The organism is Arthrobacter sp. Leaf337, from assembly GCF_001423745.1.
In the GTDB taxonomy this organism is placed as follows: domain Bacteria; phylum Actinomycetota; class Actinomycetes; order Actinomycetales; family Micrococcaceae; genus Arthrobacter.
This window is the reverse complement of sequence record NZ_LMPC01000001.1, coordinates 449,344-474,748: the sequence shown is the minus strand read 5'-3', so window position 1 is coordinate 474,748 and position 25,405 is coordinate 449,344. Positions and strand designations below refer to the sequence as shown.

The window sequence follows — 25,405 nt, the reverse complement described above, 5'->3', positions numbered from 1 at the left end:
CTCCCGCTAATTAGCCCAGGCCCGACGGCGCCTGCCGGACTTCACATGTCCGGCAGGCGCCGTCGTCGTTCCTTGACGCGGTGCCGCCCTTGACGCCGGACCGACCGCCGGCTTTCTGCTTGTGTGAGTCAAGTCTCAGCTGAAGTACATCCTCCATATGGCATATTTGATGGATGGCAGAATTCAAGCAGTCCACCAAGCTTCATAATGTCCTCTACGACATCCGTGGACCGATTCTTCAGGCCGCCCAGCAAATGGAGGCAGAGGGTCACCGCATCCTCAAACTGAACATCGGAAACCCGGCCCCGTTTGGGTTTGAAGCGCCGGACGCCATCCTGGTGGACATGATCCGCCACCTGCCGCACGCCCAGGGCTACAGTGACTCCCGCGGCATATTCTCCGCCCGGACCGCAGTGTCGCAGTACTACCAGACCCGCGGCATCCAGAACATCCACGTGGACGACATCTACCTCGGCAACGGCGTCAGCGAACTCATCACCATGTCGCTCATGGCCCTCCTCGACGACGGCGACGAGGTTCTCATCCCCACCCCCGACTACCCGCTGTGGACCGCCTCGGTGGCACTGGCCAGCGGACGGCCGGTGCATTACCTCTGCGACGAGGAGTCCGGCTGGCAGCCGGACCTGGAGGACCTCGAATCCAAGATCACCCCGCGGACCAAGGGAATCGTGGTGATCAACCCGAACAACCCCACCGGCGCGGTGTATCCCGAGGAAACCCTCAAGAAGATCGTGGCCCTGGCTGAAAAGCACGGGCTGGTGCTTTTCGCGGATGAGATCTACGAGAAGATCCTGTACGAGGACGCCGTCCATGTGAACCTGGCAGGCCTTACCGGCGACGACGTTCTGTGCCTGACCTTCAGCGGGCTGTCCAAGGCGTACCGTGTCTGCGGATACCGGGCCGGCTGGATGGCGATATCCGGGCCGAAGAAGGATGCCGCCGACTACCTCGAAGGCATCAGCCTGCTCGCCAACATGCGATTGTGTGCCAACGTGCCTGCCCAACATGCCATCCAGACTGCACTGGGCGGATACCAGAGCATCAACGATCTGATCCTGCCCGGCGGGCGACTGCTGGAACAGCGGAACAAAGCTTATGACATGCTCAACGCCATCCCCGGCGTCAGCACCCAGCAGGCCAGGGGAGCGCTGTACCTGTTCCCGAAACTGGATCCGGAGGTCTTCCATATCCGCGACGACGAAAAATTCGTCCTGGACCTGCTCCGTGAGCAGAAGATCCTCGTTTCCCACGGACGCGCCTTCAACTGGGTACGGCCGGATCACTTCCGGATGGTCACGCTGCCCAACGTGAAGGACATCGAAGAGGCAGTCGGCCGCATGGGGGACTTCCTGAGCCGGTACCAGGGGAACTAGCCTGATGGCAGCAGTCGCCCCGTGGATAGCGGGCGGCTGCGGCCGGACGGGCGCAAGGAAGCGGCCCTCCGGACCGGCGGCACATCGGCGGAAGGCTTCTCATGGCAAACATCGAAACGTTCGACGAACACCCGTCAGGGACCTTGGCGGCTGGTGACGGGTTCAAGCTGGCGGATGTGGACCCTGATTCCACTCCGGGATATCCCGGTGGCAAATCCGACGGCCGGGCACTCCTTGAAGAACTCGACGGCAAACTTGCGACCCTCCAGGAGCAGCTGTTCGCCGAAGCCAAGTTCGGTGGCACCAAGCGCGTCCTGCTGATCCTCCAGGCCATGGACACGGCGGGCAAGGGCGGCATCGTGGCCCACGTGGTGGGTGCCATGGACCCCCAAGGGGTGCAGCTCAAGGCGTTCAAGGCGCCCACGGACGAGGAAAAATCCTACGACTTCCTCTGGCGGATCGAGAAGGAAGTCCCGGCGGCCGGCATGGTGGGCGTATTCGACCGCTCGCACTATGAGGATGTGCTCATCCACCGCGTCCACGGCTGGGCCTCGCCGGAGGAGCTGGAGCGACGCTACACGGCGATCAACGAGTTTGAAGCCCGGCTTGCCGGCTCCGGCACCCGAATCGTCAAGGTGATGCTGAATATCAGCCGGGACGAACAGAAAGCCCGCCTGCTTGCACGGCTGGACGATCCATCAAAGCACTGGAAATACAGCAGCGGCGACCTCAAGGAGCGCGTCTTCTGGGACGACTACATGGCTGCCTACCAGGCGGCATTCGACAAGACGCACACCGAGGTTGCCCCCTGGCACGTGGTCCCGGCGAACAAGAAGTGGTACGCCCGCATCGCCGTGCAGCAGCTGCTGCTCCAGGCGATGGAAGACCTCAATCTTCAGTGGCCCGCAGCTGAGTTCGACGTGGCCCTGGAACGGAGCCTGGTGGAAAGGTCCTGACGGGCCCTACGACTCGGGCCCGGCCTGGTTGCGGGCTGCGGCCAGCCGCTTTCGGGCCCCTTCCAGCCACTCCTCGCAGCGCCTGGCAAGGGCTTCGCCGCGCTCCCACAGGGCGAGTGAGTCCTCCAGGCTGGCGCCGCCTGCTTCCAGCTTGCCCACGACGGCCACGAGTTGCTCGCGGGCTTCCTCGTAGCTGAGCGCTTCGATATCCGCGTTCGGTTTCTGTTCTGCTGCCATTGTGGTGCTCCCTGCTGGTTGTCAGTGGATGGACGGGGGCCGGTACACATCCGGCGTGGGCTGGTTCAGCCGTCGGATACCTGGTGGCCGCCCGTGGACCGGGCGGAAAAGCTGCCGCCGGCCACCCGGACGAATAGGTCGGCACCCTCCGGGGCCTGAGACGGGTGCCGGACTACTGCCGGCTGCGCGTCCGCTGCCTGGTCTGTGCCGGCAACCTGCACCACGGCGTAGCCCCGGTCCAGCGTCTGTTGCGGCGAGAGGGAGCGGACCTGGTTGCGGAGATGCACGATCTGGTCGGCTGCCCTCAGCACCGCCGTGCTGATGGCTGCACGGGAGCGGCTGCTGAGCCGCGCCACATCCTCGGCGCGTGCACTGACCATGGTCTCCGGTGCGGCCAGGACCGGCCGTGAATGCAGGGAAGCCAGCCGGTCGGATTCCCGCTCCACGAGCCGGTTAACTCCGCGCCGGAGCTGGTCCCGTGCCTGCCGGACCCTGGCGAGTTCTTCCACGACGTCGGGAACGATTCTCTTCGCGGCGTCCGTGGGCGTCGAGGCCCGCAGATCGGCGACGTCGTCGAGGATGGGGCGGTCAGCCTCGTGGCCGATCGCGCTGACCACCGGCGTGGACGCATTGGACACTGCCCTGATCAGGTCCTCGTTGCTGAAGGGGAGGAGGTCCTCGAGTGCGCCGCCGCCGCGGGTGATGACGATGACGTCGACGTGCGGGTCAGCATCGAGTTCCCGCAGCGCGGCCATGATCTGGGAAACAGCAGTGTTTCCCTGGACGGCAACTTCGCGGACCTCGAATTCGACCGCGGGCCATCGGAGGGCGGCATTGCGCAGCACGTCCTTCTTGGCGTCGGAATCGCGTCCGGTGATCAGTCCGATCCGGTGGGGGAGGATGGGCAGGCGTTTCTTCCGGGAATCCGCAAAGAGTCCTTCAAGGGAAAGCGCATGGCGGAGCCGCTCAATACGCGCCAGCAAGTCGCCCAGCCCCACCGGGCGGATGTCCTTCACGGACATGTTGAGGCGTCCGGTCTTGAGCCAGAACTCGGCCTTCAGGAGCGCCACCACCCTGGACCCGCGTTCCAGGGGAACCTCCTGGCGATCCAGCACAGTCGACCAGATGGAGGCGGGCAGGGAGATTTCGGCGTCGACATCCCGGAGCGTCATGAAAGCACTGCCACCACGGCGGTTCAGCTCAATGACCTGACCTTCGACCCACGCCGACGGCGTCCGGTCGATATGGGCCTTGAGCTTCTGGGACAACAGCTGCAGGGGCCAGGGGTTGTCCGGACTCGTTTCAGCAGCCGTCGCAGGAACCGTGGTGGCCGCGGGCATGTTGTCAGGCATGGGCGGGCCGTGACGGGGAGGGAGCCTTGGGCATGGGAATCCTTTGCAGGTGGCGGTGCATCAAAACGGAATGGCATCAAACCGAATCAACTCTATCCATAGCTTTACCACTGTCCGCCGACATTTTTGCTTCCCGGCCGGCGCCCCTAGGATGGCAGTACCGCCAACCACAACCGAGGAATCCCTTGCGCACTTTTGTCTCCGCTGCCGCCGTCATCCTTGGACTGCTGCTGGCCGCCGTCTCCGTTCCTGCCATCTGGGTGGACCGGAACATTGTGCAGGAGGATGGCTTTGTCTCCCTCGCCGCACCGCTGGGCAAGGACACCGTCTTCCAGCAGAGGCTGGCCTCCGCGGCTGTTGCGAGCATTGACCCGGACGGCCAGATTCCTGAACCGTTCGCCGATCTGGTGCAGCCGATCCTGGACTCCGCCGCCAAATCCCTGACGACGCTCCCCGGCTATCCTGCGGCCTGGGAAGAAACGCTGAGGAAGAGCCACCGGCTTAACTTCCCGGCTGCAGGGGCCGGATCGGCAGCAGCTGACCCGTCCACGTCCCTCACCCTGGATGTGGCGCCCTTGGTTGGCCTGCTGACCAAGCAGATTTCGGAGGCCACCAACATTCCGATTGAAGCGCCCGACCAGACGCGCATCGACATCGGGCAGCCGAGCCACCGTCAACTCGTTGACCAGGTTGCGGCCTATGCCCCCATGGGTTACGCGTTGGCTGCCGGCTCGGCCATTGCCCTGCTGCTGGCCCTCATCGCCGCCCGCCGGCGCTGGATTGTGCTGGTAGGGACGGGAGCGGGGGCGTTGGTGCTGGCCGCGGCGTGGAAAGTCGGATCTGATGCGGCCGGCCTTGCGGTAGGCGGGACGGCCAGCGGGAACGAGGTGGCGGACATCTTCAAGAGTGAATTCGTGGCGGCATCCTCGGAGCGGTTCGGACAATGGATCCTGGTGGCTCTCATCGCCGGCGCCGTCCTCATTGTGGCCGGCGTCATTCTCCGCGTCGTTGCGCGCGCCGTGGCCGGCGCCGGACGTGACCCGCGTTCCCGGTAGCATTGAACAATGACCACCTCAGCAGTCTCCATTCCCATGCCGTCAATTCCACGCAGGCGCCGTTCGCCTGAAGACGTGCTGGCTGCAGCCCCGGTCTCAGGTCCCAAAAAGGTGCTCCTCGCGGCTCCCCGCGGCTACTGCGCCGGCGTGGACCGCGCCGTCATCGCCGTGGAGAAGGCACTGGAACACTATGGTCCGCCCGTCTACGTGCGGAAGCAGATTGTCCACAACGTCCACGTCGTGAGTTCGCTTGAGGAGAAGGGCGCCATCTTCGTTGACGAGACCGATGAGGTCCCCGAAGGCGCCCTGGTAATTTTTTCGGCCCACGGAGTATCGCCCGCGGTCGTGCAGTCGGCCGAGGACCGCGGCCTGCGTACCATTGACGCCACCTGCCCGCTGGTGACCAAAGTCCACCGCGAAGCTGTCCGTTTCGCCAAGGACGACTTTGACATCCTCCTCATCGGCCACGACGGTCACGAGGAAGTTGAAGGAACCGCCGGCGAAGCCCCCGACCACATCCAGATCATCAATGGTCCGCACGAAGTCGACAAAGTTACCGTGCGGGATCCGGAAAAGGTCATCTGGCTGTCACAGACCACGCTGAGCGTGGATGAAACGATGGAAACCGTCCGTCTCCTCAAGGAACGGTTCCCGACACTGCAGGATCCGCCCAGCGACGATATCTGCTACGCCACCACCAACAGGCAGGTAGCCATCAAGAAGATCTCCCCGCAGGCCGATCTGGTCATTGTGGTGGGCTCCGCCAACTCCTCCAACTCCGTCCGCCTCGTGGAGGTTGCACTGGAATACGGCGCCAAGGCGTCCTACCGCGTCGACTTCGCCAACGAAGTGGACGAGGCCTGGTTCGAAGGCGTCGCCACGGTGGGCGTCACGTCGGGCGCGTCCGTTCCGGAAGTGCTGGTCAAGGATGTGCTCCGGCTCCTGGCGGACTACGGCTACGGTGCCGTGGAAGAAGTGGTCACCGCGGAGGAAGACCTGCTCTTCTCGCTGCCCAAGGAGCTGCGCGCAACGCTTAAGAAGTCGGGCGACGTGACCCGTGCCCTCGGCGGACGCGGAGCGCGGAACTAACTCCTTCGCGGCCCAGGGCCATGCGGTCTCAGCGGAGACCGGACGGCCCGGCCGCGGCTAGGCGGCCGACTCCTCAGACTGAAGTTCGGGAGCCGCCACCGACCGGGGAGTCACCTCGATCGCAGGCGGTGTGGTCAGCCCCTCGGCTTCAAGGGCGTTGAGTTTCCGCGCCGTCGGAAGAACGCGCGCTTCCAGCGTTCCGACCATTGAGTTGTAGCGGTCAACGGAAGTCTTCAGCGACGAACCCAGCTTGGTCACGTTTTCGCCCAGTGTGCCCATCCGCTCGTAGAGCTGCCGCGCCAACTCAAAGAGCTCCCGGGCGCTGTCTGTGAGCACATCCTGGCGCCAGGTGAACGCCACTGACTTCAGCACGGCCAACAAGGTGCCGGGGGATGCCAGCACCACATTCTTATTCAAGGCGTAGTCAAGAAGGCCGGCGTCCGCTGCCAGCGCGGCCGCCAGGATGGATTCGGCCGGCAGGAAGCAGATGACGAGTTCCGGCGAATTGCCCGGGATCTCCCAATACTTCTTGTTGCTCAGGGCGTCCACATGGGATTTCAGGGCCTTGGCGTGGGCTGCCAGCAACGCGTTCTGGCCGTTGAGGGCGGACCCCTGCTGCTGGCGTCCCGCTGAAGGTCCCAGGTCCTGGGCCTCAAGGTAGGACCCCAGGGGAACCTTGGCGTCCACCACCAGCTGCTTCCCGCCCGGGAGCTGGACCACGAGGTCGGGGCGGACGGCGTTCCCCGCTCCGGCGGTGTGCTGCTGCTCGTGGAAATCCACGTGGCGGAGCATGCCGGCGGCTTCCACGACCCGGCGCAGCTGGACCTCACCCCACTGGCCGCGGGCGCTATTCGACCGAAGGGCGGACTCCAGGGCGTGGGTTGAGCGCAAGAGCTGCTCGTCGGAAAGCCGGGCCTCCTGAAGTTGCTGGGCAAGCTGCCCGTACTGCTCCAGCCGGTCGCGTTCCAACAGGGACACCTGCTGCTGGACCGCCGTCAGCTTTTCCGCCACCGGTGCAAGCGCCCGAAGGACGCTGCCGTCCTGGTTCCGCGACTCGCCCAGCTCCCGGTTCTGTGCCGACAAGAGGCGCCGCTCGGCGTCGGCCGCCGCGAACTGGGCGCTGACCTCCGAAAGGCGCGCCGAGACGCCGTCGAAGTCCTGTTCCAGGGCCACGCTCCGCCGCCGGAGCGCCACGTAGGTGAAGGCGGCGCCGATCACGGCGCCGAGAATTAGCATCAGCAGGGCAAGTATCAGTGCAAAAGCGTCCATGTGTTCACTTTGGCATGGGCCACCGACATTTTTGGCGCAGACGCACGCCGCCTGCGGAGGCCGGGAACGGACCGCCGCATGGTTCGCGCCCGGTTACCGGTAGAATTAGTGCTCGTGGCTCTTACTATTGGCATCGTCGGACTGCCCAACGTCGGCAAATCAACCCTTTTCAACGCACTGACCCGTAATCAGGTGCTGGCTGCGAACTATCCGTTCGCCACCATCGAGCCGAACGTCGGTGTGGTCAACCTGCCGGACCCGCGGCTCGCCAAGCTGGCCGCTGTCTTCGGATCCCAGCGCCTGCTGCCCGCTCCCGTGTCGTTCGTCGATATCGCCGGGATCGTCAAGGGTGCGTCGGAGGGCGAAGGCCTGGGCAACAAGTTCCTCGCCAACATCCGCGAGGCCGAGGCCATCGCGCAGGTTGTCCGCGTGTTCGATGACCCGGACGTCATCCACGTTGACGGCAAGGTGGATCCGCGCTCGGATATGGAGACCATCAACACCGAACTGATCCTGGCTGACCTCCAGACCATCGAAAATGCGATTCCCCGGATCGAAAAAGAAGTCAAGATCAAGAAGCGCGACGCGGCCGAACTGGCCGCGATCAAGGCGGCGCAGGCCGTGCTTGAACGTGGCGACACCATCTTCTCCTCGATCAAGAGCGACAAGCTCGAGATGGAGCACCTCAAGGAGCTCGGCCTGCTGACCGCCAAGCCCTTCATCTACGTTTTCAACTCGGACGAGGGAATCCTGGGCGACCCCGCGAAGCAGGAAGAACTGCGCGCCATGGTTGCTCCGGCGGACGCCGTCTTCCTCGACGCCAAGCTGGAATCCGACCTCGTGGAACTGGACGAGGAAGAAGCCCGCGAGATGCTCGAGATGAACGGCCAGGACGAATCAGGCCTCGACCAGCTGGCCCGCGTCGGCTTCCACACGCTGGGACTGCAGACCTACCTGACGGCCGGTCCCAAAGAAACCCGCGCCTGGACCATCCACCAGGGCGACACCGCCCCGCAGGCCGCCGGCGTCATCCACTCCGATTTCCAGCGCGGCTTCATCAAGGCCGAAGTTGTGTCTTTCGACGACCTCATCGAGGCCGGATCCATGGCCGAGGCCAAAGCCCGCGGCAAGGTCCGTATCGAAGGCAAGGAATATGTAATGGCCGACGGCGACGTGGTGGAGTTCCGCTTCAACGTGTAGCAGGTGCCCGCAGAGTCAGTAATTGAGCATTAACGGTGAAAGCCCCGATTCCCTTGAATCGGGGCTTTTGTCGTGGTTGGACCGGTTCCTGTGCTGGTTTTCCCGCGCTGACTTATCCGGTGATAAACCGCGTCCGCAAATCCATTGTTGCAGCTCGGTAACAACCTTTACCCATGGGCAACTTTGGTCCCATTGGCTTTCTTTTCGGGTCTAGGCTACTGCTCATGTGAGACTAGCCACATTCTTACTGGGGGAATGGGCGGTCTGGCCGGCGCCTACAGCGGCGGTCTTTTCAACACCACAGAAACATAGGAGGCGGAATGCGCTTAGGTCGTATTTCCAAAGCGGTAGGCGTCGCGGCAGCTGCCGCGCTAGCTCTCAGCGCCTGCGCCGGCAACAGCGGCGGGACCACCCCGTCCAGCGCTACTGCCGGCAAACAGGGTGGCTCAGCCACGGTGGTCGAGGTGAACGCGTTCAACACGTTCAACCCGAATACTGCCGACGGCAACACGGACATCAACTCGAAGATCAGTTATGCCACCCACTCGGGTTTCTACTACATCGACAACCAGCTGAACGTTGTACGCAACGAGAAATTCGGCAAGATGGAAAAGACTTCCGATGACCCGCTAACGATCAAGTACACCGTCAACGAGGGCGTGAAGTGGTCCGACGGCACACCCGTGACGGCGGCCGACCTCCTGCTGCAGTGGGCGGCTTTCTCCGGCTACTACGATGATGCCGACTCCGAGGCCAAGACGGGCACGCAGTACTTCTCCTACGCGGGTGACCCCACCGGCCTCAAGCTCACCGACTTCCCGGAGCTCGGTGACGACAACCGCTCCATGACGATCAAGTACTCCAAGCCCTTCGCTGACTGGGAAACCGTTCTTGGCGGACCGGGCATCGACATTGCGGCGCATGTGCTGGCCAAGAAGGCTGGCCTGAGCGACGCTAAGGCGCTCGTGGACTACCTGAAGGAAAAGCCCAAGGGCGATCCCAAGGCTCCGAAGCCGGCCGATGAGAAATTGAAGGCCATGGCTGACCTCTGGAACACCGGCTTCGACACGAAGACCCTGCCGTCCGATCCCAGCCTTTTCCTTTCCAACGGTCCGTACATCGTCAAGAGCGTCACCCAGGACCAGTCCCTCACCATGGTCCGCAACAAGGACTACAACTGGGGACCGGAAGCGAGCCTGGACGAAATCACCGTCCGCTACATCGGTTCAGCTCCGGCGCAGGTGCAGGCACTGAAGAACGGCGAAGCTGACATCATTGCTCCGCAGGCCTCGGCAGACACGATCGAGCAGCTGAAGGCCCTCGAAAGCCAGGGCGTCACGGTGGAACAGGGCAACCAGCTCTCCTACGACCACATCGACCTGAACTACTCGGGTCCGTTTGCCGAGAAGAGTGTCCGCGAAGCATTCATGAAGACGGTCCCGCGCAAGGACATCGTCGACAAGATCGTCAAGAAGCTCGACCCGGAAGCCAAGCCGCTGGATTCGCAGCTCTTCGTTCCGGCGCAGGCAGCTTACGCGGAATCAGCCAAGAACAACGGTTCTTCCGCTTACCAGGACGTGGACATTGACGGCGCCAAGGCACTCCTTGCCGGCAAGACGCCGGAGGTCCGCATCATGTACAACAAGGACAACCCCAACCGTGTTGACGCCTTCTCCCTGATCCGCGAATCGGCCACCAAGGCCGGCTTCAAGATCGTTGACGGCGGACTGGGTGCGTCCGACTGGGGCAAGGCCCTCGGCGACGGCAGCTACGATGCCACCATCTTCGGCTGGACCAACCCGGGTGTCGGCGTATCCGGCGTGCCGCAGATTTTCCGCAGCGGCAACGGGTCCAACTTCAACCAGTTCGCCGATCCGGAAGCGGACAAGCTGATGGATGAGCTCATCGTCACCACCGACCGCAGCAAGCAGGACGAGCTGACCACGCAGATCGACAAGAAGATCTGGGAGTCCGCCTACGGCCTTCCGCTCTTCCAGTCCGTCGGAGTGGACGCCTACAGCGACCGCATCACGGGCGTGAAGTTCATGCCGAACCAGACCGGTGTCTGGTGGAACTTCTGGGAATGGGCTGAGAAGTAGAGCCCCCGCTCAGCGAGTGAACAGCAGGAGAAGGCGCCGGGACAAATGCACCAACGTCCCGGCGCCTTCTCCGGCACCACCGGCATTCTGCCGGGTTTCCGCGCACCTCAGTCGGGAATCCGGACAGATTCTGCGATGGGCCCGGCGAGATCCCGGGCCCGGATATAGAGGCTTTCCACCATGGTGACGTACATCGTCAGGCGGCTGATCACTGCCGCACTCATTCTTCTCGGAGCTTCATTCCTCGTGTACCTCCTGACAGCGTCGTCAGGGGATCCACTGGAGGAATTCCGCGCCAGCAGCGCCCCGAACAAACAACAGCTCATGGACTCCCGCAGCCAGCTCCTTGACCTGGATACGCCCGCCCCGCTCAGGTACTTCAAATGGCTCAGCGGAGCGGCCAGGTGCCTGGTTCCCTTCGGCGGTTCCTGCGACCTCGGCAAGAACATTGCGGGACAGCCAATCACCGAAGCCCTGGGTTTCGCGCTGGTGCAAACCCTGACACTCGTCACCGGCGCCACGATCCTCGCCATCCTCATCGGTATTGCCCTCGGTATTATTACGGCACTGCGGCAGTACAGCGCCCTGGACTACGGCGTGACGTTCATGGCCTTCCTGTTTTTCTCCCTCCCGATCTTCTGGGTTGCAGTGCTGTTGAAGGAATACGGGGCCATCGGTTTCAACGATTTTCTCCGCAATCCCGAAATACCGCTGCCGGTGGCATTGGGCATCGGCGCCGTCGCGGGCCTGATCGTTGCCGTTGCCGTGGGCGGAGCGGCCCGCCGCAGGCTTGTCTCGGGCGGCATCGTGTTCCTTGCAGTCAGCCTCATCCTGATCTACTTCTCCCTGGTCCAGTGGTTCCGGAATCCCGGCCTTGGTCCGGTGGTCATTGCGATTGCCGGGGTTGGCATCGCCTTCGCCGTGACACTCCTGGTGGCAGGACTCAAAAACAGGAAGGCGCTCCAGGCATCGCTCATCGTGGTGGCACTCGGCGTCGTCGCATACTTCGCTGTCCAGCCGCTTCTCAACCAGGCGACGGCGGTCATGATCGTGTTGCTGGGCATCGCCACAATCGGGGTGGGCGTGGGAACGGGCTTCCTGATGGGCGGCTACGACCGCGGCCAGTCGATGCGGGCTGCCGGCATCACTGCCTTCCTGGTGGGCGGACTCATCCTGATGGACCGCTTCATGCAAGCCTGGCCCAGCTACTTCAGCAACAGCCGGGTCCGGGGCAGGCCGATCGCAACCATCGGTGCGGGCACCCCTAATATCCAAGGTGACTTCTGGGTCCTGACCCTGGACACTTTCACCCACCTGATTCTTCCCACCATGGCCCTCATCCTTGTTTCGCTGGCAAGCTACACGCGGTTCACCAGGTCCTCGATGCTGGAAATCATGAATATGGACTACATCCGGACGGCCCGGGCCAAGGGGCTCTCCGAAAGGTCCGTGGTGATGGGCCACGCGTTCCGTAATGCGCTGATTCCGATCGCAACGATCGTGGCGTTTGATATCGGGGCGCTCATAGGCGGTGCCGTCATCACGGAGACCGTGTTCTCCGTCCGCGGCATGGGGTTCCTTTTCCTGGACGGCATCATGCACACTGACCCGAACCCCGTGATGGGAGTCTTCGTCTGCGTGGCTGTAACCGCTATGGTGTTCAACCTGATTGCAGACCTTGCGTATTCCGCACTCGATCCCCGCGTAAGGATTAAGGCATGAGCCAGCCAACCCAGCAGGAAGAATTCCTCGCCGAGCACGCACATTCCAGGCAGCCGGGCTCATCCTACGAGCCGGAGGCGAAGGGGCTGAGCCAGGGGCAGATTGTCCGCAAGCGGTTCCTGGGGCACACCGGAGCCCTCGTCGGCCTGTTCATTTTCGCCGTCATCTTCCTGATGGCCTTCACGTCTGTGGGCTGGGCCGGGATCCCGGGCTGGTGGAAATATGACCACCTGGATGTCTCGCCGCTGGTCAACGACGGCGTTCCGACGGCGTCGCTGTGGCCGCCTGCCTGGGGCGAACACCCGTTCGGGCAGGACAGGATCGGCCGGGACCTGTTCGCCATGACCATGCGCGGAGCACAGCAGTCCATCATCATCATGCTCCTGATCGGGACGATCGCCGGCCTGCTGGGCACGGTAGTGGGCGGACTGTCCGGATACTTCCGGGGCTGGGTGGAAGCGGTGCTGATGCGGATCACCGACGTCATCATCATCATCCCGGTGCTGCTCCTCGCCGCCGTCGTGGCTCAGAGCGTCAACCGCAGGGACCAAGGCGGCTGGTTTTCGGGATTCGCTGCCAGCAACGGCATCCTGATCCTGGGAATCTTCCTGGGCCTCGTCAGCTGGGTAGGCCTGGCCCGGCTGATGCGCGGTGAGTTCCTCACCCTGCGCGAACGCGAGTTTGTTGATGCAGCCCGCATCTCGGGAGCCAGCAATGCGCGGATCATTTTCAAGCACATCCTGCCCAACGCCATCGGTGTGCTGATCGTTAACGTGACGCTGACAATGTCCGCTGCCATCCTCCTGGAAACGGCCCTGAGCTACCTCGGTGTCGGCGTGAAATCCCCGGACACTTCGCTGGGCCTGCTCATCTCGCAAAACCAGGAGGCATTCTCCACCCGGCCATGGCTGTTCTGGTTCCCTGGCATTTTCATTGTCCTGATCTGCCTGAGCATCAACTTCATCGGCGACGGTCTCCGGGACGCATTCGATCCAAGGCAGAAGAAGTTCAACGCCAAGAAGGCCAGGGACACTCAGCAGTCCGGGGAACCGGCCAAGGCGCCGGCTGCCGCAGCCGACGGGTCTGCGGGCGACTGAATGCGGCCTGTCCGGGCATCCGCCCTAAGGAACTGCAACGGCCCAGTAGCTGGCGGCCAGCAGCACGGCGGTGGCTGCAACCGCCGGCCAGCGGAACGTCACCCTGACGGCCGTCGTTTCGGCATTTCCTGCGTCCAGGGAGCCAGCTTCGACCAGCTGTTCCCAGCGTCCGCGGACCAGCCGGGCCGCCTGGCCGGAATCAGTGGTTTTCAGGTCGCCGGGGCGCACGGACTTTCCCGGCCCGTACGTGGCGGAAGGAAGGCCCTTGAGATCCTCAGGACGGGCGTTCCGGCCGCCCCAGATGCCCGGCGCCGGTGCAGCCCAGGAAACGTAGCTCCCGGCCGGCGTGACCAGCGTCAAGGCGTACCGGGTATCAACATTGACCAGGGCAGCCCAGGGGACGTTAACGGAGCGGAACGGATTCTCCAAGGTGATGCCGGCGTCGTGAACCACCACCGAAGGCATCCAGAACAGCAGCCAGCCGAGAAAGCCGATCAGCAGCAGCGGGCCTGCCCCCAGGAGGGCGGCCGGGCCTCCGGCGGCCGCGGTGACGACGAGGCCAAGCGCCGCGACCAGCCAGGAGAGCCACGCGAACCATTTGTTCGTCGGGGCTTTGAATACTTCAACATTTCCGGCGTGCGGCACACTGCTCATGCCCCTAATAATTCAGGATTCCAGGCCGCAGCACTAATCTCCTGTGCAGTGGCGGCCCGGGCGGAAGGGAACCCGTCATGACTGACAACATCACCCCCCACCAGGACACCGCCCCGGGGCAGGAACCCGCCAAGGGCGCTGTTGTACTCGAGGTCCGCGACCTCAGCGTGGACTTTGGAGTGGACAAGAAATGGGTGCCCGCGGCCATCGGCCTGAACTATGAGGTCAGGGCCGGCGAAGTCCTGGCCATCGTGGGGGAGTCCGGTTCGGGCAAGAGCGCCAGTTCCATGGCCCTCCTGGGCCTCCTGCCCAGTAACAGCCGGGTATCCGGCAGCGTCCGCCTCTCCGGCAAAGAGCTCCTCGGTGCCAGCGCGGCCAACATCCGGGAAGTCCGCGGCAAGGACGTGGCCGTGATCTTCCAGGAGCCCATGACCGCACTCAACCCGGTCTACACGGTCGGGGCGCAGATCGTGGAGACAGTGCGGCTGCATAACGAAGTTTCACCCGAACAGGCCAAGGAACGTGCCCTGCGGATGCTGGAACTGGTGGAACTACCGGACCCGGAGAAGGCGTTCAAGTCCTACCCGCACCAGCTGTCGGGCGGCCAGCGGCAACGGGCCATGATTGCGCAGTCGCTGTCCTGCGACCCCAAGCTGTTGATTGCCGACGAGCCCACCACGGCCTTGGATGTCACTGTCCAGGCCGAGATCCTGGACCTCATGCGCAATCTGCGGAACAAGCTGGACAGCGCGATTGTGCTGATCACCCACGACATGGGCGTGGTGGCGGACCTCGCCGACCGGATCGCCGTCATGCGGCGGGGCCTGATTGTCGAAACCGGAACGGCCGAGCAGGTCTTCCGGAACCCCCGGCACGAATACACGCAGGCATTGCTGGCGGCGGTGCCGCACCTTGGCCAGGGCGGAGCGGAGCACGGCGAAGAAGTCGACGTTACCGCCGCGCTGGCGGCCGCCACCCACGCCGAGCTGGAATCGGTGGAGCATGACGAACTGGTTCGGCGCGAGCGGGAGAACGCTGCGGCGCTGGCTGCTGCTGCCGCGGAACGGCCCCAGGGCGAGCCGGTCCTCGAACTGACTGATGTGGCCATCGAATACCCCAAACAGGGCCGCGTGCCTGCCTTCAGGGCCGTGGAGGGTGCAAACCTCGTGATCTACCCGGGCCAGGTGGTGGGACTCGTAGGCGAATCGGGCTCCGGTAAGACCACAATCGGCCGCGCAGCCGTGGGGTTGCTTCCCGTCGCAGCAGGCACCATGCGGGTGGTGGGCCAGGACATTTCAGCCGCCAAGAAGAACGGCAGGCAGCTGCACCATGTCCGGCGGCACATCGGCATGGTGTTCCAGGACCCGTCGTCGTCGTTGAATCCGCGCCTTCCGATCGGCGAGAGCATCGGCGAACCCATGTTCCTTGCCGGGGAGGCCAAGGGAAGCGGGCTGCAGAAGCGGATCGAGGCGCTCCTTGACCAGGTCGAGCTGCCCAGGAGTTACCGCAACCGGTATCCGCACGAGCTGTCCGGCGGCCAGAAGCAGCGCGTGGGCATCGCCCGGGCACTGTCGCTCAAGCCGAAGCTGATGGTTGCGGACGAACCGACGTCGGCACTTGACGTGTCGGTGCAGGCAAAAGTACTTGAATTGTTCCAGAACCTCCAGAAAGACCTCGGCTTCGCCTGCCTGTTCGTGACGCACGACCTGGCGGTGGTCGACGTGCTGGCCGACCGCATCTGCGTGATGCAGCGGGGCAGAATCGTTGAGCAGGGCACTCGGGACCAAATTCTCCGGAATCCGCAGGAACCCTACACGCAGCGCCTGCTCGCCGCGGTGCCCCTTCCGGACCCCGAAAAACAGCGTGAGCGACGGGAGCTACGGGCACAGCTGCTGGCGAGTGGAGTGGAGTAAGATCCGTCACATCAGGTGTAGGCTACCACTGAGTAACGTGTGACTTGAAATACGCCAGTGTTGACGCTAGTGGTCAAATTGTGACCGGGTTACAGTTTGGCAACAGAGTTCCAACATCTGGACATTTTGGGGTTAGGCTACTCACTTATGTATGCCACGTCACAGGACACCTCTGTGCCCGGCCTGCGGGGAAGCACAAGACTTTCCCTTCTCACTCCCACAACTCATAGGAGGCGGAATGCGTTTTTCGCGCACTTCCAAAGCACTGGGCATGGTTGCCATCGCGGCCCTTGCCCTGACCGGATGCGGTGCCGGCGGCGGCTCCACGAACGGTGGCAGCAGCCAGGCTGCCGGCGATCCCAACAAGGTCATCACGGCGTACAGCAATGAGCCGCAGAAGCCCCTGATGCCCGCCGATACCGGCGAAGTCTACGGTGGCCGCGTCGTCGAGCTTCTGTTCGAAGGCCTGCGGAGCTACGACCCGAGCGGCAAGTCAGTCGACGCCCTGGCCGAGTCCATTGAGTCCCCGGACGGCCAGAACTACACCATCAAGGTCAAGTCCGGCAGCAAGTTCACCAACGGCGAGGAAGTCACCGCCAAGAGCTTCGTTGACGCCTGGAACTTTGCCGCTTTGAGCACCAACGCCCAGAGCAACAGCAGCTTCTTCGAATCCATCGAAGGCTATGACGCGGTCAGCGCCACCAAGACGGAGAAGGGTGCGGATGGCAAGGACACCGACGTTCCGGCCCCCACCGCACAGACCCTCTCAGGCCTGGCCCTGAAGGACGATTCCACCATCACGGTCAAGCTGACCCAGCCTGAAGCAGACTGGCCGCTGCGCCTTGGCTACTCCGCTTTCATGCCGCTGCCTGCTGACGCCATCAAGGACCCGAAGAAGTTCGGCGAGAACCCTGTGGGCAACGGCCCGTACAAGATGGCCAAGGAAGGTGCCTGGCAGCACGACAGCCAGATCGAACTGGTCAAGAACGCTGACTACCAGGGTGCACGTGCTGCCAAGAACGGCGGCGTGACCTTCAAGTTCTACACCGACCCGGCTCCGGCTTACACCGACATCCAGGGCAACAACCTCGATGTCACGGACGTCCTGCCGACGGACGCCCTCAAGACCTACGCCACGGACTTCCCTGAGAACCACCTCAACAAGCCGTACGCAGGCAACTCCACCCTGAACATCCCGGGCTACCTGCCCGAGTTCCAGGGCGAAGCAGGCAAGCTCCGCCGCCAGGCGCTGTCCATGGCCATCAACCGCGAAGAGATCACTAAGGTCATCTTCTCCGGCACCCGTATCCCGGCCAAGGACTTCACCTCACCGGCTGTTGACGGCTACAACGAAAATGTTGCCGGATCCGAGGTCCTGAAGTTCGACGCCGCCAAGGCGAAGGACCTGTGGACCAAGGCTGACGCCATCAGCCCGTGGCCCGCTGACAAGACCCTGCAGCTTGCCTACAACACCGACGGCGGCAACAAGGAATGGATCGACGCCGTTGCCAACAACTTCAAGAACAACCTGGGAATCAAGGCCGAAGGCCAGCCGTTCGCCAAGTTCGCTGAAATCCTGAAGCTGCGCACCGCCAAGGACCTTCCCGGCCTGACCCGCGCCGGCTGGCAGGCTGACTACCCGTCGCTGTACAACTTCCTCGGCCCGCTCCTGAAGACCGGTGCCAGCGCCAACTACGAGGGCTACACGAACCCCGAGTTCGACAAGCTCCTCACCGAAGGCTTGGGCGCCAAGTCCACGGACGACGCCAACAAGAAGTTCACGGAAGCACAGGAGATCCTCTTCGAGGAACTCCCCAACCTGCCGCTGTGGTACTCCGCACGCCAGGCCGTCTGGAGCCAGAACGTCAGCAACGTTGACGCTGGCTGGAACGGTGTTCTGCAGTACTGGGCCATCACCGCCAAGTAGTCCGCAGAATAAATCCACGTCAAAAAGCTAATGGGGGTTCGGCCACAAAGCCGGGCCCCCATAGCCTTGGAACCGGCACGAAAGCTGTCCTACATGATCCCCCTTAGCCCCACAAACGCTCAGGAGACGCTGCTGTGATCCAGTACATCCTCCGGCGCCTGCTGCAGATCATTCCGGTGTTCATCGGAACCACCCTGCTCGTCTACTTCATGGTTTTCGCCCTCCCCGGTGACCCGATCCGGGCACTGTTCGGCGACCGGCCGCCCAGCGAAGCGGTCATCGCGCAGCTCCGCCAGCAGTACAACCTCGACCAGCCGTTCTGGGTGCAGTACGGGCTCTTCCTCAAGAACCTGTTCACCTTCAACCTCGGCGTCGACTTCACCGGCCAGCCCATTGCGGCGTCCCTCGGCCGGATTTTCCCGGTCACCGTCATGCTGGCCGTCGAAGCCCTCATCATCCAGACTGTCTTTGGCGTGACTTTCGGCCTCATTGCCGGACTGCGCAAGGGGAAATTCTTCGACGCCACCGTGCTCGTCGCATCCCTCGTGGTCATCGCCATCCCCACTTTCGTACTCGGCTTCGTCCTCCAGCTGCTGATCGGTGTGCAGCTCGGCTGGGCCAAGCCCACCGTTGGAGCCAACGCGGACTGGGGCAACCTGATCCTGCCGGCCACCGTACTGGGCCTGGTTTCGTTCGCCTACGTCCTGCGGCTGACGCGCGCATCGGTGGTCGAAAACATGAACGCCGACTATGTGCGCACCGCCACCGCCAAGGGCCTTTCGCGGCCCCGCGTCGTGGTCACGCACATCCTGCGCAACTCCATGATTCCGGTCATCACCTACCTGGGCGCCAGCCTCGGCGGCCTGATGGGCGGTGCCATCGTCACGGAGAGCATCTTCAATGTCCCGGGAGTTGGCCAGAAGCTGTTCCAGGCCGTTATCCGCAGCGAAGGCCCCACCGTCGTCGCGATTGTCAGCGTCCTGGTGCTTGTCTTCGTTATTGCCAACCTGTTGGTCGATTTGCTGTACGCCTGGCTTGATCCGAGGATCCGTTATGAAAACTAATCGCGAAATCGAGCACTTTGTTGCCCCCGTGGAGGAGACCCCCCTGCTGGCAACGGACTCGCTCAAAGCAGACCAGGCTCCGCTGAGCCTCTGGGCCGACGCCTGGCGCAAGCTCCGCCGTCGCCCGCTGTTCATTATTTCCGCCGTGATGATCGCGCTGATCATCATTGTGGCGCTCTTTCCGGGCCTCTTCACCCAGGTGGCACCGAACGACAACTGCCAGCTGGCGAACTCCGACGGCGCTCCCGGGGCAGGGCATCCGCTCGGCTACACCTTCCAGGGCTGCGACGTGTACTCCCGCATCATCCACGGCACCCAGGCGTCGCTGATGGTGGGCGTCTTCTCTGTGATCTGCGTCCTCCTCATCGGTGTCACCCTCGGCGCCATCGCGGGTTTCTATGGCGGCTGGCTCGACGCCGTCATCGCCCGGCTTGGCGACATCTTCTTTGCCATTCCGCTGATTCTGGGCGCCCTGGTGGTCTCGCAGCTTCCGTTCATGCGCGATAACCGCGGCGTCTGGACCGTGGTGATGATCCTGGTGGTCCTCAGCTGGCCGCAGATGGCCCGCATCACTCGCGGCGCGGTCATTGAAGTGCGTAATGCCGACTTCGTCACGGCGGCCCGCTCGCTGGGCGTCTCGCGCTTTGGTTCGCTCGTCCGGCACGTGCTGCCGAATGCACTCGCGCCGATCATCGTCCTGGCCACCATGGAACTCGGTGTTTTCATCGTGGCGGAAGCCACGCTGTCCTTCATCGGCATCGGCCTGCCGGGAAGCATCATGTCCTGGGGTAACGACATCGCCTCCGCCAGGTCTTCAGTCCGGACCAACCCGGCCATCCTGCTGTATCCGGCCGTCGCGCTGTCCATCACCGTCCTGAGCTTCATCATGCTCGGCGACGCCCTGCGCGACGCACTCGATCCGAAAAGCCGTCAACGATGAACGAGGCAATCATGACAACTTCCGACGTCAGAATCAGTGAGGCGGGCCAGGCGGACACGCCGCTGCTGGAAATCCGCGACCTCGCCATTTCCTTCAAGACCGGGTCCGGTGAGGTACAGGCCGTCCGGAACGCCCACCTGACCATCATGCCGGGCGAAACCGTCGCGATTGTGGGGGAGTCCGGCTCCGGGAAGTCGACCACAGCGCTGGCCGCTATCGGGTTGCTTCCCGGCAACGGCAGGGTTTCCGGCGGGCAGATCCTGCTCGACGGCGAAGACATTTCCCATGCCTCGGAAAAGCGCATGATCGAGCTGCGCGGCAACACGATCGGCATGGTCCCGCAGGACCCGATGTCCAACCTCAACCCGGTCTGGAAGATCGGCTACCAGGTCAAGGAAACGCTGCGGGCAAACGGGCGTCCCAGCGGACCCGCCGACGTTGCGAAGGTTCTCGCCGAGGCAGGCCTTCCCGACGCCGAACGGCGGGCCAAGCAGTACCCGCACGAGTTCTCCGGCGGCATGCGCCAGCGCGCGCTGATCGCCATCGGCCTCTCCTGCCAGCCGCGGCTGCTGATCGCCGACGAGCCCACCTCCGCGCTCGACGTGACGGTGCAGCGCCAGATCCTCGATCACCTGGAAAAGATGACCTCGGAACTGGGCACTTCGGTGCTCCTCATCACCCACGACCTGGGCCTGGCCGCCGAACGCGCGGACAAGGTGGTGGTGATGTACCGGGGCAACGTGGTGGAAGCCGGTCCGTCGCTCGAACTGCTGCAGAACCCGCAGCACCCGTACACGCAGCGCCTGGTGGCCTCGGCGCCGTCGCTGGCCTCTCGGCGCATCCAGGTGGCCAAGGAGCTCGGCGTCGAAACGGACGAGCTGCTCGCTCCCGCCGAGGCGGTCGTCGTCGAGCCGACCATGACCGAAGACGTGCTCCAGATCCAGAACCTCCGCAAGGTCTTCAAACTGCGCTCCGGCTTCGGGAAGTCCACCGACTTCGCTGCCGTCGACGACGTTTCCTTCAGCGTCAAGCGCGGGACGACGACGGCGATCGTGGGGGAGTCGGGTTCCGGCAAGTCCACAGTGGCGCAGATGGTGCTGAACCTCCTGCAGCCGACGTCCGGAAAGATCGTGTTCGACGGCGTGGATACCTCCACGCTGAACAGCAAGCAGATCTTTGCGTTCCGCCGCCGCGTGCAGCCGATCTTCCAGGATCCCTACGGCTCCCTTGACCCGATGTACAACATCTTCCGGACCATCGAGGAGCCGCTGCGTACCCACAAGATCGGGGACAAAGCCAGCCGCGAGAAGAAGGTCCGCGAGCTCCTGGACCAGGTGGCACTGCCGCAGTCCACCATGCAGCGTTATCCGAACGAACTGTCCGGCGGACAGCGGCAGCGCGTGGCCATCGCCCGTGCCTTGGCACTCGACCCGGAAGTGATCATCTGCGACGAGGCGGTTTCCGCGCTCGACGTCCTGGTCCAGGCGCAGGTGCTGAACCTGCTTGCCGAGCTGCAGTCCAGGCTGGGCCTGACCTACCTGTTCATCACCCACGACCTTGCCGTGGTCCGGCAGATCGCGGACCACGTGTGCGTGATGGAGAAGGGCAAGCTGGTTGAGACCGGTTCCACGGACGATGTGTTCGACGCTCCGCAACAGGACTACACGAAGGCATTACTCCATGCCATCCCGGGTGCGCGGCTGATGCTGCCGCCGGAAGTTGCCTGAGCAAAACCAGAGCAAATGTTCCCTGAGCAGGGTGCATCACGAAAGGAGCCGGTATCCGCCCCCGGGGCGGATACCGGCTCCTTTTTGTGCTGAATTCTCCGGGTGCCGATGCGACTCTGTGCAGAAGGGTCAGGAGGGTTGGGCTCCGCTCACCCGACCGGCAATGACGAGGTGGCCGGCACAGCGGGCGCCTCAAGTCCCAGTTCCTTCAACCTTGCGGCCAGGATGGTGCCCAGTGCCTTGTGGCCCACACTGTTCATGTGCACGCCGTCGGCCAGTTCCTTGGCCAGGTCGTACTTAGTCAACCAATCGCCAGCGCTGACGAAAGGAATGGCATGTTTGGCTGCCACCGTACCGAGCAGCGCGTCCACCTGTGACCGCCGCCCGCCGCCGTAGTTGATTCCCCGGGCCAGGGTGCCGATCATGGCAAACTTCGACCCCGGGTAGCGTTGCTTGAGCGAGGAGATCAGGCGTTCGGCATTCGCCACGATCTGGGCATCCGTGGCGCCGCGGGCCGCATCGTTTCCGCCGCCCTGGATGACCACCAGGGCGGGTGATCCATAGGGGAGCTTCCAGTCGCCGCGCTGCAGTGCATCGATGTAGTTGCCGGTTTTACCGTTCGCAGCAACAAAGCCGGTGCCGCCGCGGCCGCAGAAGAAGACGTTGTAACCCATGGCAGCCAGGCCCTGGCGGGGCCACCCGGCTTCGGGCTCGGACTGGGAGTCCCCGATCAGGACTGCGGTGCGCTTGATGTTGGCGACGATGACTTCGTTGCGGCCGTTTGCGGGGTTCAGGTAGACCGACCCGGGTGCCATCGATGCCGGATCGGATTCCGGGGCAAGCCGGGCCTTCCCCGCCGAGCCGGCGGCGACCGGTTCGCCCGGTGCTGCAGCCACCGGCGCGGCCGCCGATTTCCGCGGAACGGACTGGCCGGATGCTGACGCGGATGGCTGCGACGCTGCCGCACTGGCGGCCGGTGCGGCAGATTCAGGGGCCGCGCCTGGTGTCTGTGGTGCCTGCCCGCAGCCCGCCATCAGAACGCCGGCGGCGATCATAGGTGCGACCAAGCGGGTCAGAACTGAAGCGTTTCGCATCTATGGTCTCCGGGCTTTGCGTGCTGTTACCTCCGTAATGATGGGGCATCGCAACAGGAATATCCAGTAACTTAAGCCACTATTCGTCCCATTCAGATGACGATCCAGTAACGGGGCCTGAAGGACCCCATTTTGGGGTTTTTAGGCCAATAAATGACCTAGCGCTTAGAATGGTAGAAGGTGCCCTGTGCCAAAGGGTCTCATCCGTCGTGCGTTCCGGTTGGAAATGTCGCGATACCACAGCTGACTTCACCACTGAATCGAGCAATAACGCATGTCTGAAACCACCACCAACACCGCGGTAGCCACTGCATCGCGCAGTGACCTGCGCAACGTCGCGATCGTGGCCCACGTTGACCACGGCAAGACCACACTGGTCGACGCCATGCTCAAGCAGACCAACTCCTTTGCCGAGCACAACCACCTCGAAGACCGCGTCATGGACTCCGGTGACCTTGAACGCGAAAAGGGCATCACCATCCTGGCCAAGAACACCACCGTGGCCTACAACGGACCGTCCTCGCAGGGCGAGACCATCACGATCAACGTGATCGACACCCCGGGCCACGCCGACTTCGGCGGCGAGGTGGAGCGCGGCCTGTCCATGGTTGACGGCGTTGTGCTCCTCGTCGATGCTTCCGAGGGCCCCCTGCCCCAGACCCGTTTCGTGCTCCGCAAGGCCCTTGCCGCGCACCTGCCGGTGATCCTGCTGGTCAACAAGACCGACCGCCCCGACGCGCGGATCGACGAAGTGGTCCACGAGTCCATGGACCTGCTCCTGGGCCTGGCCTCCGACCTCGCCGACGAAGTTCCGGACCTGGACCTGGACAAGATCCTCGAAGTCCCCGTCGTCTACGCCGCCGCCAAGGTTGGCCGCGCCTCCCTTGAGCAGCCGGCTGACGGCACCGCTCCGGAGAACGAGGACCTTGAACCGCTGTTCAAGACCATCATCGAGCACATCCCGGCACCGACGTACAACCCGAACGGTGTCCTCCAGGCGCACGTCACCAACCTGGATGCCTCCCCGTTCCTGGGCCGCCTGGCTCTGCTGCGCATCTACAACGGCACCCTGCGCAAGGGCCAGACCGTTGCCTGGGCACGTGCCAACGGCGAGCTGAAGAACGTCAAGATCACCGAACTGCTGGCCACCAAGGCCCTCGACCGCGTGCCGGCCGAGTCCGCTGGCCCGGGCGAGATTGTGGCCGTCGCCGGCATTGAGGACATCACCATCGGTGAGACCCTGACCGACGCCGACAACCCGCAGCCGCTGCCGCTGATCACCGTGGACGATCCCGCGATCTCCATGACCATCGGTATCAACACTTCGCCGCTCGCCGGCAAGGTCAAGGGCGCCAAGGTCACCGCACGCCAGGTGAAGGACCGCCTCGACAAGGAACTGATCGGTAACGTCTCCATCAAGGTCCTCCCCACCGAGCGTCCCGACGCCTGGGAAGTCCAGGGCCGTGGCGAGCTGGCCCTGGCCATCCTCGTCGAGCAGATGCGTCGCGAAGGCTTCGAGCTGACGGTCGGCAAGCCCCAGGTGGTCACCAAGACCATCGACGGCAAGATCCACGAGCCGATGGAGCACATGACCATCGACGTGCCGGAAGAATACCTCGGCGCCGTCACCCAGCTCATGGCAGCCCGCAAGGGCCGCATGACCAACATGGCCAACCACGGCACCGGCTGGTGCCGCATGGAGTTCATCGTTCCGGCCCGCGGCCTGATCGGTTTCCGCACCAAGTTCCTCACGGACACCCGCGGCGCCGGCATCGCTGCCTCCATCTCCGAGGGCTACGAGCCCTGGGCCGGCCCGATCGAATACCGCACCAACGGTTCGATGATCGCCGACCGCGCCGGTGTTGTGACGCCCTTCGCCATGATCAACCTGCAGGAACGCGGCTCCTTCTTCGTGAAGCCCACGTCCGAGGTCTACGAGGGCATGATCGTGGGCGAGAACTCCCGCGCCGACGACATGGACGTCAACATCACCAAGGAAAAGAAGCTCACCAACATGCGTGCCGCTTCCTCCGACACCTTCGAGAACCTGACGCCCCCGCGCGACCTGACCCTCGAAGAGTCCCTCGAATTCGCCCGCGAAGACGAGTGCGTCGAGGTTACCCCGGAGTCAATCCGGATCCGCAAGGTCATCCTGGACACCAACGAGCGCGCCAAGGCCAACCGCGCCCGCGCCAAGGTCTGATCCGGGCACGTTCCGGTCATCACCTTCGTGAACAATAGAGCTGCCGGCATGGCAGGCGGCATCGCCGCCGCCGTGCCGGCAGCTCTTTTTGTTGCCGCGGCCGGCACGGCACTGCACCGCCAGCAGTTGCTGCTTTCCGGCGTCGTCCTTCCCTGGGGCGCAGTGGCAGCGCTGGTGCTTCTCGGCTCGGTCCAGCTGCTCCTCGGGGCGGTCTTCCGGTCGGTGATCCCGACGGCGGCCTGCGGCGTGCTGTGCTACGTCCTGGCGGGCCTGTGGTCGACGTTGGAGCCCGGCAAGCGGCTGATCGCGGGGGACTTTCCCGGGTACACGTGGATCTACGGCATCGCCGGCGTAACCGTGCTGATGCTCGTCTGGTGCCGGCGCTACCGGACGCTCAGGCCGCCGGCCTGACG

Annotated in this window: 20 protein-coding genes; 15 read left to right on the top strand and 5 right to left on the bottom strand. The window is 63.8% G+C overall.

All coding sequences use genetic code 11. The features are described 5' to 3' along the window. Nucleotides 1–173 precede the first annotated feature (173 nt). Nucleotides 174–1,394, top strand: a complete 1,221-nt coding sequence (locus ASF98_RS02110; RefSeq protein ID WP_028269467.1) for a pyridoxal phosphate-dependent aminotransferase — start codon at nucleotides 174–176, stop codon at nucleotides 1,392–1,394. A gap of 101 nt (nucleotides 1,395–1,495) precedes the next feature. Then, a complete protein-coding gene (locus tag ASF98_RS02105) occupies nucleotides 1,496–2,350 on the top strand; it encodes a polyphosphate kinase 2 family protein (RefSeq protein ID WP_055796786.1) in 855 nt (284 codons plus the stop codon). Between the two features lie 6 nt (nucleotides 2,351–2,356). Here the strand turns inward: ASF98_RS02105 and ASF98_RS02100 are convergent, their stop codons facing one another. Both ASF98_RS02100 and xseA read right to left on the bottom strand, forming a co-directional pair. Next, nucleotides 2,357–2,587: an exodeoxyribonuclease VII small subunit gene (locus tag ASF98_RS02100; RefSeq protein WP_055796783.1), complete on the bottom strand. Its 231-nt coding sequence runs from the start codon at nucleotides 2,585–2,587 to the stop codon at nucleotides 2,357–2,359. 65 nt (nucleotides 2,588–2,652) lie between these two features. Beyond that, on the bottom strand, nucleotides 2,653–3,939 hold the full coding sequence (gene xseA / locus ASF98_RS02095; protein ID WP_055796780.1) for an exodeoxyribonuclease VII large subunit: 1,287 nt from the start codon (nucleotides 3,937–3,939) through the stop codon (nucleotides 2,653–2,655). A 185-nt stretch (nucleotides 3,940–4,124) separates the two neighbouring features. On the opposite strand from xseA, the gene ASF98_RS02090 reads away from it, so the two are divergent. Next, complete coding sequence (locus ASF98_RS02090; protein WP_055796777.1) at nucleotides 4,125–4,994, top strand: hypothetical protein; 870 nt, start codon at nucleotides 4,125–4,127, stop codon at nucleotides 4,992–4,994. Between the two features lie 9 nt (nucleotides 4,995–5,003). After that, nucleotides 5,004–6,083, top strand: coding sequence for a 4-hydroxy-3-methylbut-2-enyl diphosphate reductase (locus ASF98_RS02085; RefSeq protein WP_028269462.1), 1,080 nt, complete (start codon nucleotides 5,004–5,006; stop codon nucleotides 6,081–6,083). A gap of 57 nt (nucleotides 6,084–6,140) precedes the next feature. Here ASF98_RS02085 and ASF98_RS02080 read toward each other — a convergent pair whose 3' ends face one another. Then, complete coding sequence (locus ASF98_RS02080; protein ID WP_055796774.1) at nucleotides 6,141–7,352, bottom strand: DNA recombination protein RmuC; 1,212 nt, start codon at nucleotides 7,350–7,352, stop codon at nucleotides 6,141–6,143. 114 nt (nucleotides 7,353–7,466) lie between these two features. Here ASF98_RS02080 and ychF point away from each other — a divergent pair, with 114 nt between their 5' ends. The 4 genes from ychF to ASF98_RS02060 all read left to right on the top strand — a co-directional run bounded on the left by ychF (nucleotide 7,467) and on the right by ASF98_RS02060 (nucleotide 13,470). Continuing rightward, nucleotides 7,467–8,552, top strand: coding sequence for a redox-regulated ATPase YchF (gene ychF / locus ASF98_RS02075; RefSeq protein ID WP_055797285.1), 1,086 nt, complete (start codon nucleotides 7,467–7,469; stop codon nucleotides 8,550–8,552). Between the two features lie 320 nt (nucleotides 8,553–8,872). After that, nucleotides 8,873–10,651, top strand: coding sequence for an ABC transporter family substrate-binding protein (locus tag ASF98_RS02070; RefSeq protein WP_055796771.1), 1,779 nt, complete (start codon nucleotides 8,873–8,875; stop codon nucleotides 10,649–10,651). 180 nt (nucleotides 10,652–10,831) lie between these two features. After that, a complete protein-coding gene (locus ASF98_RS02065) occupies nucleotides 10,832–12,373 on the top strand; it encodes an ABC transporter permease (protein WP_055796769.1) in 1,542 nt (513 codons plus the stop codon). Further along, nucleotides 12,370–13,470 (top strand): ABC transporter permease, encoded by a 1,101-nt coding sequence (locus tag ASF98_RS02060; RefSeq protein WP_055796766.1) that lies wholly within the window; start codon nucleotides 12,370–12,372, stop codon nucleotides 13,468–13,470. Before ASF98_RS02065 ends, ASF98_RS02060 begins: the two co-directional genes overlap by 4 nt. Nucleotides 13,471–13,494: 24 nt before the next feature. Here the strand turns inward: ASF98_RS02060 and ASF98_RS02055 are convergent, their stop codons facing one another. Continuing rightward, the gene (locus ASF98_RS02055; RefSeq protein WP_055796763.1) at nucleotides 13,495–14,124 is read right to left on the bottom strand and encodes a PH domain-containing protein; all 630 of its coding nucleotides are present in this window, start codon (nucleotides 14,122–14,124) and stop codon (nucleotides 13,495–13,497) included. Nucleotides 14,125–14,201: 77 nt separating this feature from the next. On the opposite strand from ASF98_RS02055, the gene ASF98_RS02050 reads away from it, so the two are divergent. The 5 genes from ASF98_RS02050 (at nucleotide 14,202) to ASF98_RS02030 (ending at nucleotide 21,695) form a co-directional block, all read left to right on the top strand. Continuing rightward, nucleotides 14,202–16,037 (top strand): ABC transporter ATP-binding protein, encoded by a 1,836-nt coding sequence (locus tag ASF98_RS02050; protein WP_055796759.1) that lies wholly within the window; start codon nucleotides 14,202–14,204, stop codon nucleotides 16,035–16,037. Between the two features lie 238 nt (nucleotides 16,038–16,275). Continuing rightward, nucleotides 16,276–17,964 carry a peptide ABC transporter substrate-binding protein gene (locus tag ASF98_RS02045; protein ID WP_055796751.1) on the top strand — a complete coding sequence of 563 codons (1,689 nt, stop codon included), beginning with the start codon at nucleotides 16,276–16,278 and terminating at the stop codon, nucleotides 17,962–17,964. A gap of 134 nt (nucleotides 17,965–18,098) precedes the next feature. Then, nucleotides 18,099–19,028 carry an ABC transporter permease gene (locus tag ASF98_RS02040; protein WP_028269452.1) on the top strand — a complete coding sequence of 310 codons (930 nt, stop codon included), beginning with the start codon at nucleotides 18,099–18,101 and terminating at the stop codon, nucleotides 19,026–19,028. Continuing rightward, nucleotides 19,018–19,968, top strand: coding sequence for an ABC transporter permease (locus ASF98_RS02035; RefSeq protein ID WP_055796748.1), 951 nt, complete (start codon nucleotides 19,018–19,020; stop codon nucleotides 19,966–19,968). The genes ASF98_RS02040 and ASF98_RS02035 overlap by 11 nt, the downstream gene beginning before the upstream one ends. An 11-nt stretch (nucleotides 19,969–19,979) precedes the next feature. Then, nucleotides 19,980–21,695 (top strand): ABC transporter ATP-binding protein, encoded by a 1,716-nt coding sequence (locus ASF98_RS02030; protein ID WP_055797282.1) that lies wholly within the window; start codon nucleotides 19,980–19,982, stop codon nucleotides 21,693–21,695. A 149-nt stretch (nucleotides 21,696–21,844) separates the two neighbouring features. Here the strand turns inward: ASF98_RS02030 and ASF98_RS02025 are convergent, their stop codons facing one another. Next, nucleotides 21,845–22,591 (bottom strand): SGNH/GDSL hydrolase family protein, encoded by a 747-nt coding sequence (locus ASF98_RS02025; RefSeq protein WP_442854023.1) that lies wholly within the window; start codon nucleotides 22,589–22,591, stop codon nucleotides 21,845–21,847. 472 nt (nucleotides 22,592–23,063) lie between these two features. On the opposite strand from ASF98_RS02025, the gene typA reads away from it, so the two are divergent. Together typA and ASF98_RS02015 are read left to right on the top strand one after the other, a co-directional pair. Continuing rightward, on the top strand, nucleotides 23,064–24,992 hold the full coding sequence (gene typA / locus ASF98_RS02020; RefSeq protein WP_055796742.1) for a translational GTPase TypA: 1,929 nt from the start codon (nucleotides 23,064–23,066) through the stop codon (nucleotides 24,990–24,992). 48 nt (nucleotides 24,993–25,040) lie between these two features. Beyond that, a complete protein-coding gene (locus ASF98_RS02015) occupies nucleotides 25,041–25,403 on the top strand; it encodes a hypothetical protein (protein WP_055796739.1) in 363 nt (120 codons plus the stop codon). The last annotated feature ends 2 nt before the right edge of the window (nucleotides 25,404–25,405 follow it).

Coding starts and splice junctions, on each gene's coding strand:
- ASF98_RS02110 (WP_028269467.1), top strand. CDS start 174: ATGGCAGAATTCAAGCAGTCCACCAAGCTTCATAATGTCCTCTACGAC.
- ASF98_RS02105 (WP_055796786.1), top strand. CDS start 1,496: ATGGCAAACATCGAAACGTTCGACGAACACCCGTCAGGGACCTTGGCG.
- ASF98_RS02100 (WP_055796783.1), bottom strand. CDS start 2,587: ATGGCAGCAGAACAGAAACCGAACGCGGATATCGAAGCGCTCAGCTAC.
- xseA (WP_055796780.1), bottom strand. CDS start 3,939: ATGCCTGACAACATGCCCGCGGCCACCACGGTTCCTGCGACGGCTGCT.
- ASF98_RS02085 (WP_028269462.1), top strand. CDS start 5,004: ATGACCACCTCAGCAGTCTCCATTCCCATGCCGTCAATTCCACGCAGG.
- ASF98_RS02080 (WP_055796774.1), bottom strand. CDS start 7,352: ATGGACGCTTTTGCACTGATACTTGCCCTGCTGATGCTAATTCTCGGC.
- ASF98_RS02070 (WP_055796771.1), top strand. CDS start 8,873: ATGCGCTTAGGTCGTATTTCCAAAGCGGTAGGCGTCGCGGCAGCTGCC.
- ASF98_RS02065 (WP_055796769.1), top strand. CDS start 10,832: ATGGTGACGTACATCGTCAGGCGGCTGATCACTGCCGCACTCATTCTT.
- ASF98_RS02060 (WP_055796766.1), top strand. CDS start 12,370: ATGAGCCAGCCAACCCAGCAGGAAGAATTCCTCGCCGAGCACGCACAT.
- ASF98_RS02055 (WP_055796763.1), bottom strand. CDS start 14,124: ATGAGCAGTGTGCCGCACGCCGGAAATGTTGAAGTATTCAAAGCCCCG.
- ASF98_RS02050 (WP_055796759.1), top strand. CDS start 14,202: ATGACTGACAACATCACCCCCCACCAGGACACCGCCCCGGGGCAGGAA.
- ASF98_RS02045 (WP_055796751.1), top strand. CDS start 16,276: ATGCGTTTTTCGCGCACTTCCAAAGCACTGGGCATGGTTGCCATCGCG.
- ASF98_RS02035 (WP_055796748.1), top strand. CDS start 19,018: ATGAAAACTAATCGCGAAATCGAGCACTTTGTTGCCCCCGTGGAGGAG.
- ASF98_RS02030 (WP_055797282.1), top strand. CDS start 19,980: ATGACAACTTCCGACGTCAGAATCAGTGAGGCGGGCCAGGCGGACACG.
- typA (WP_055796742.1), top strand. CDS start 23,064: ATGTCTGAAACCACCACCAACACCGCGGTAGCCACTGCATCGCGCAGT.
- ASF98_RS02015 (WP_055796739.1), top strand. CDS start 25,041: ATGGCAGGCGGCATCGCCGCCGCCGTGCCGGCAGCTCTTTTTGTTGCC.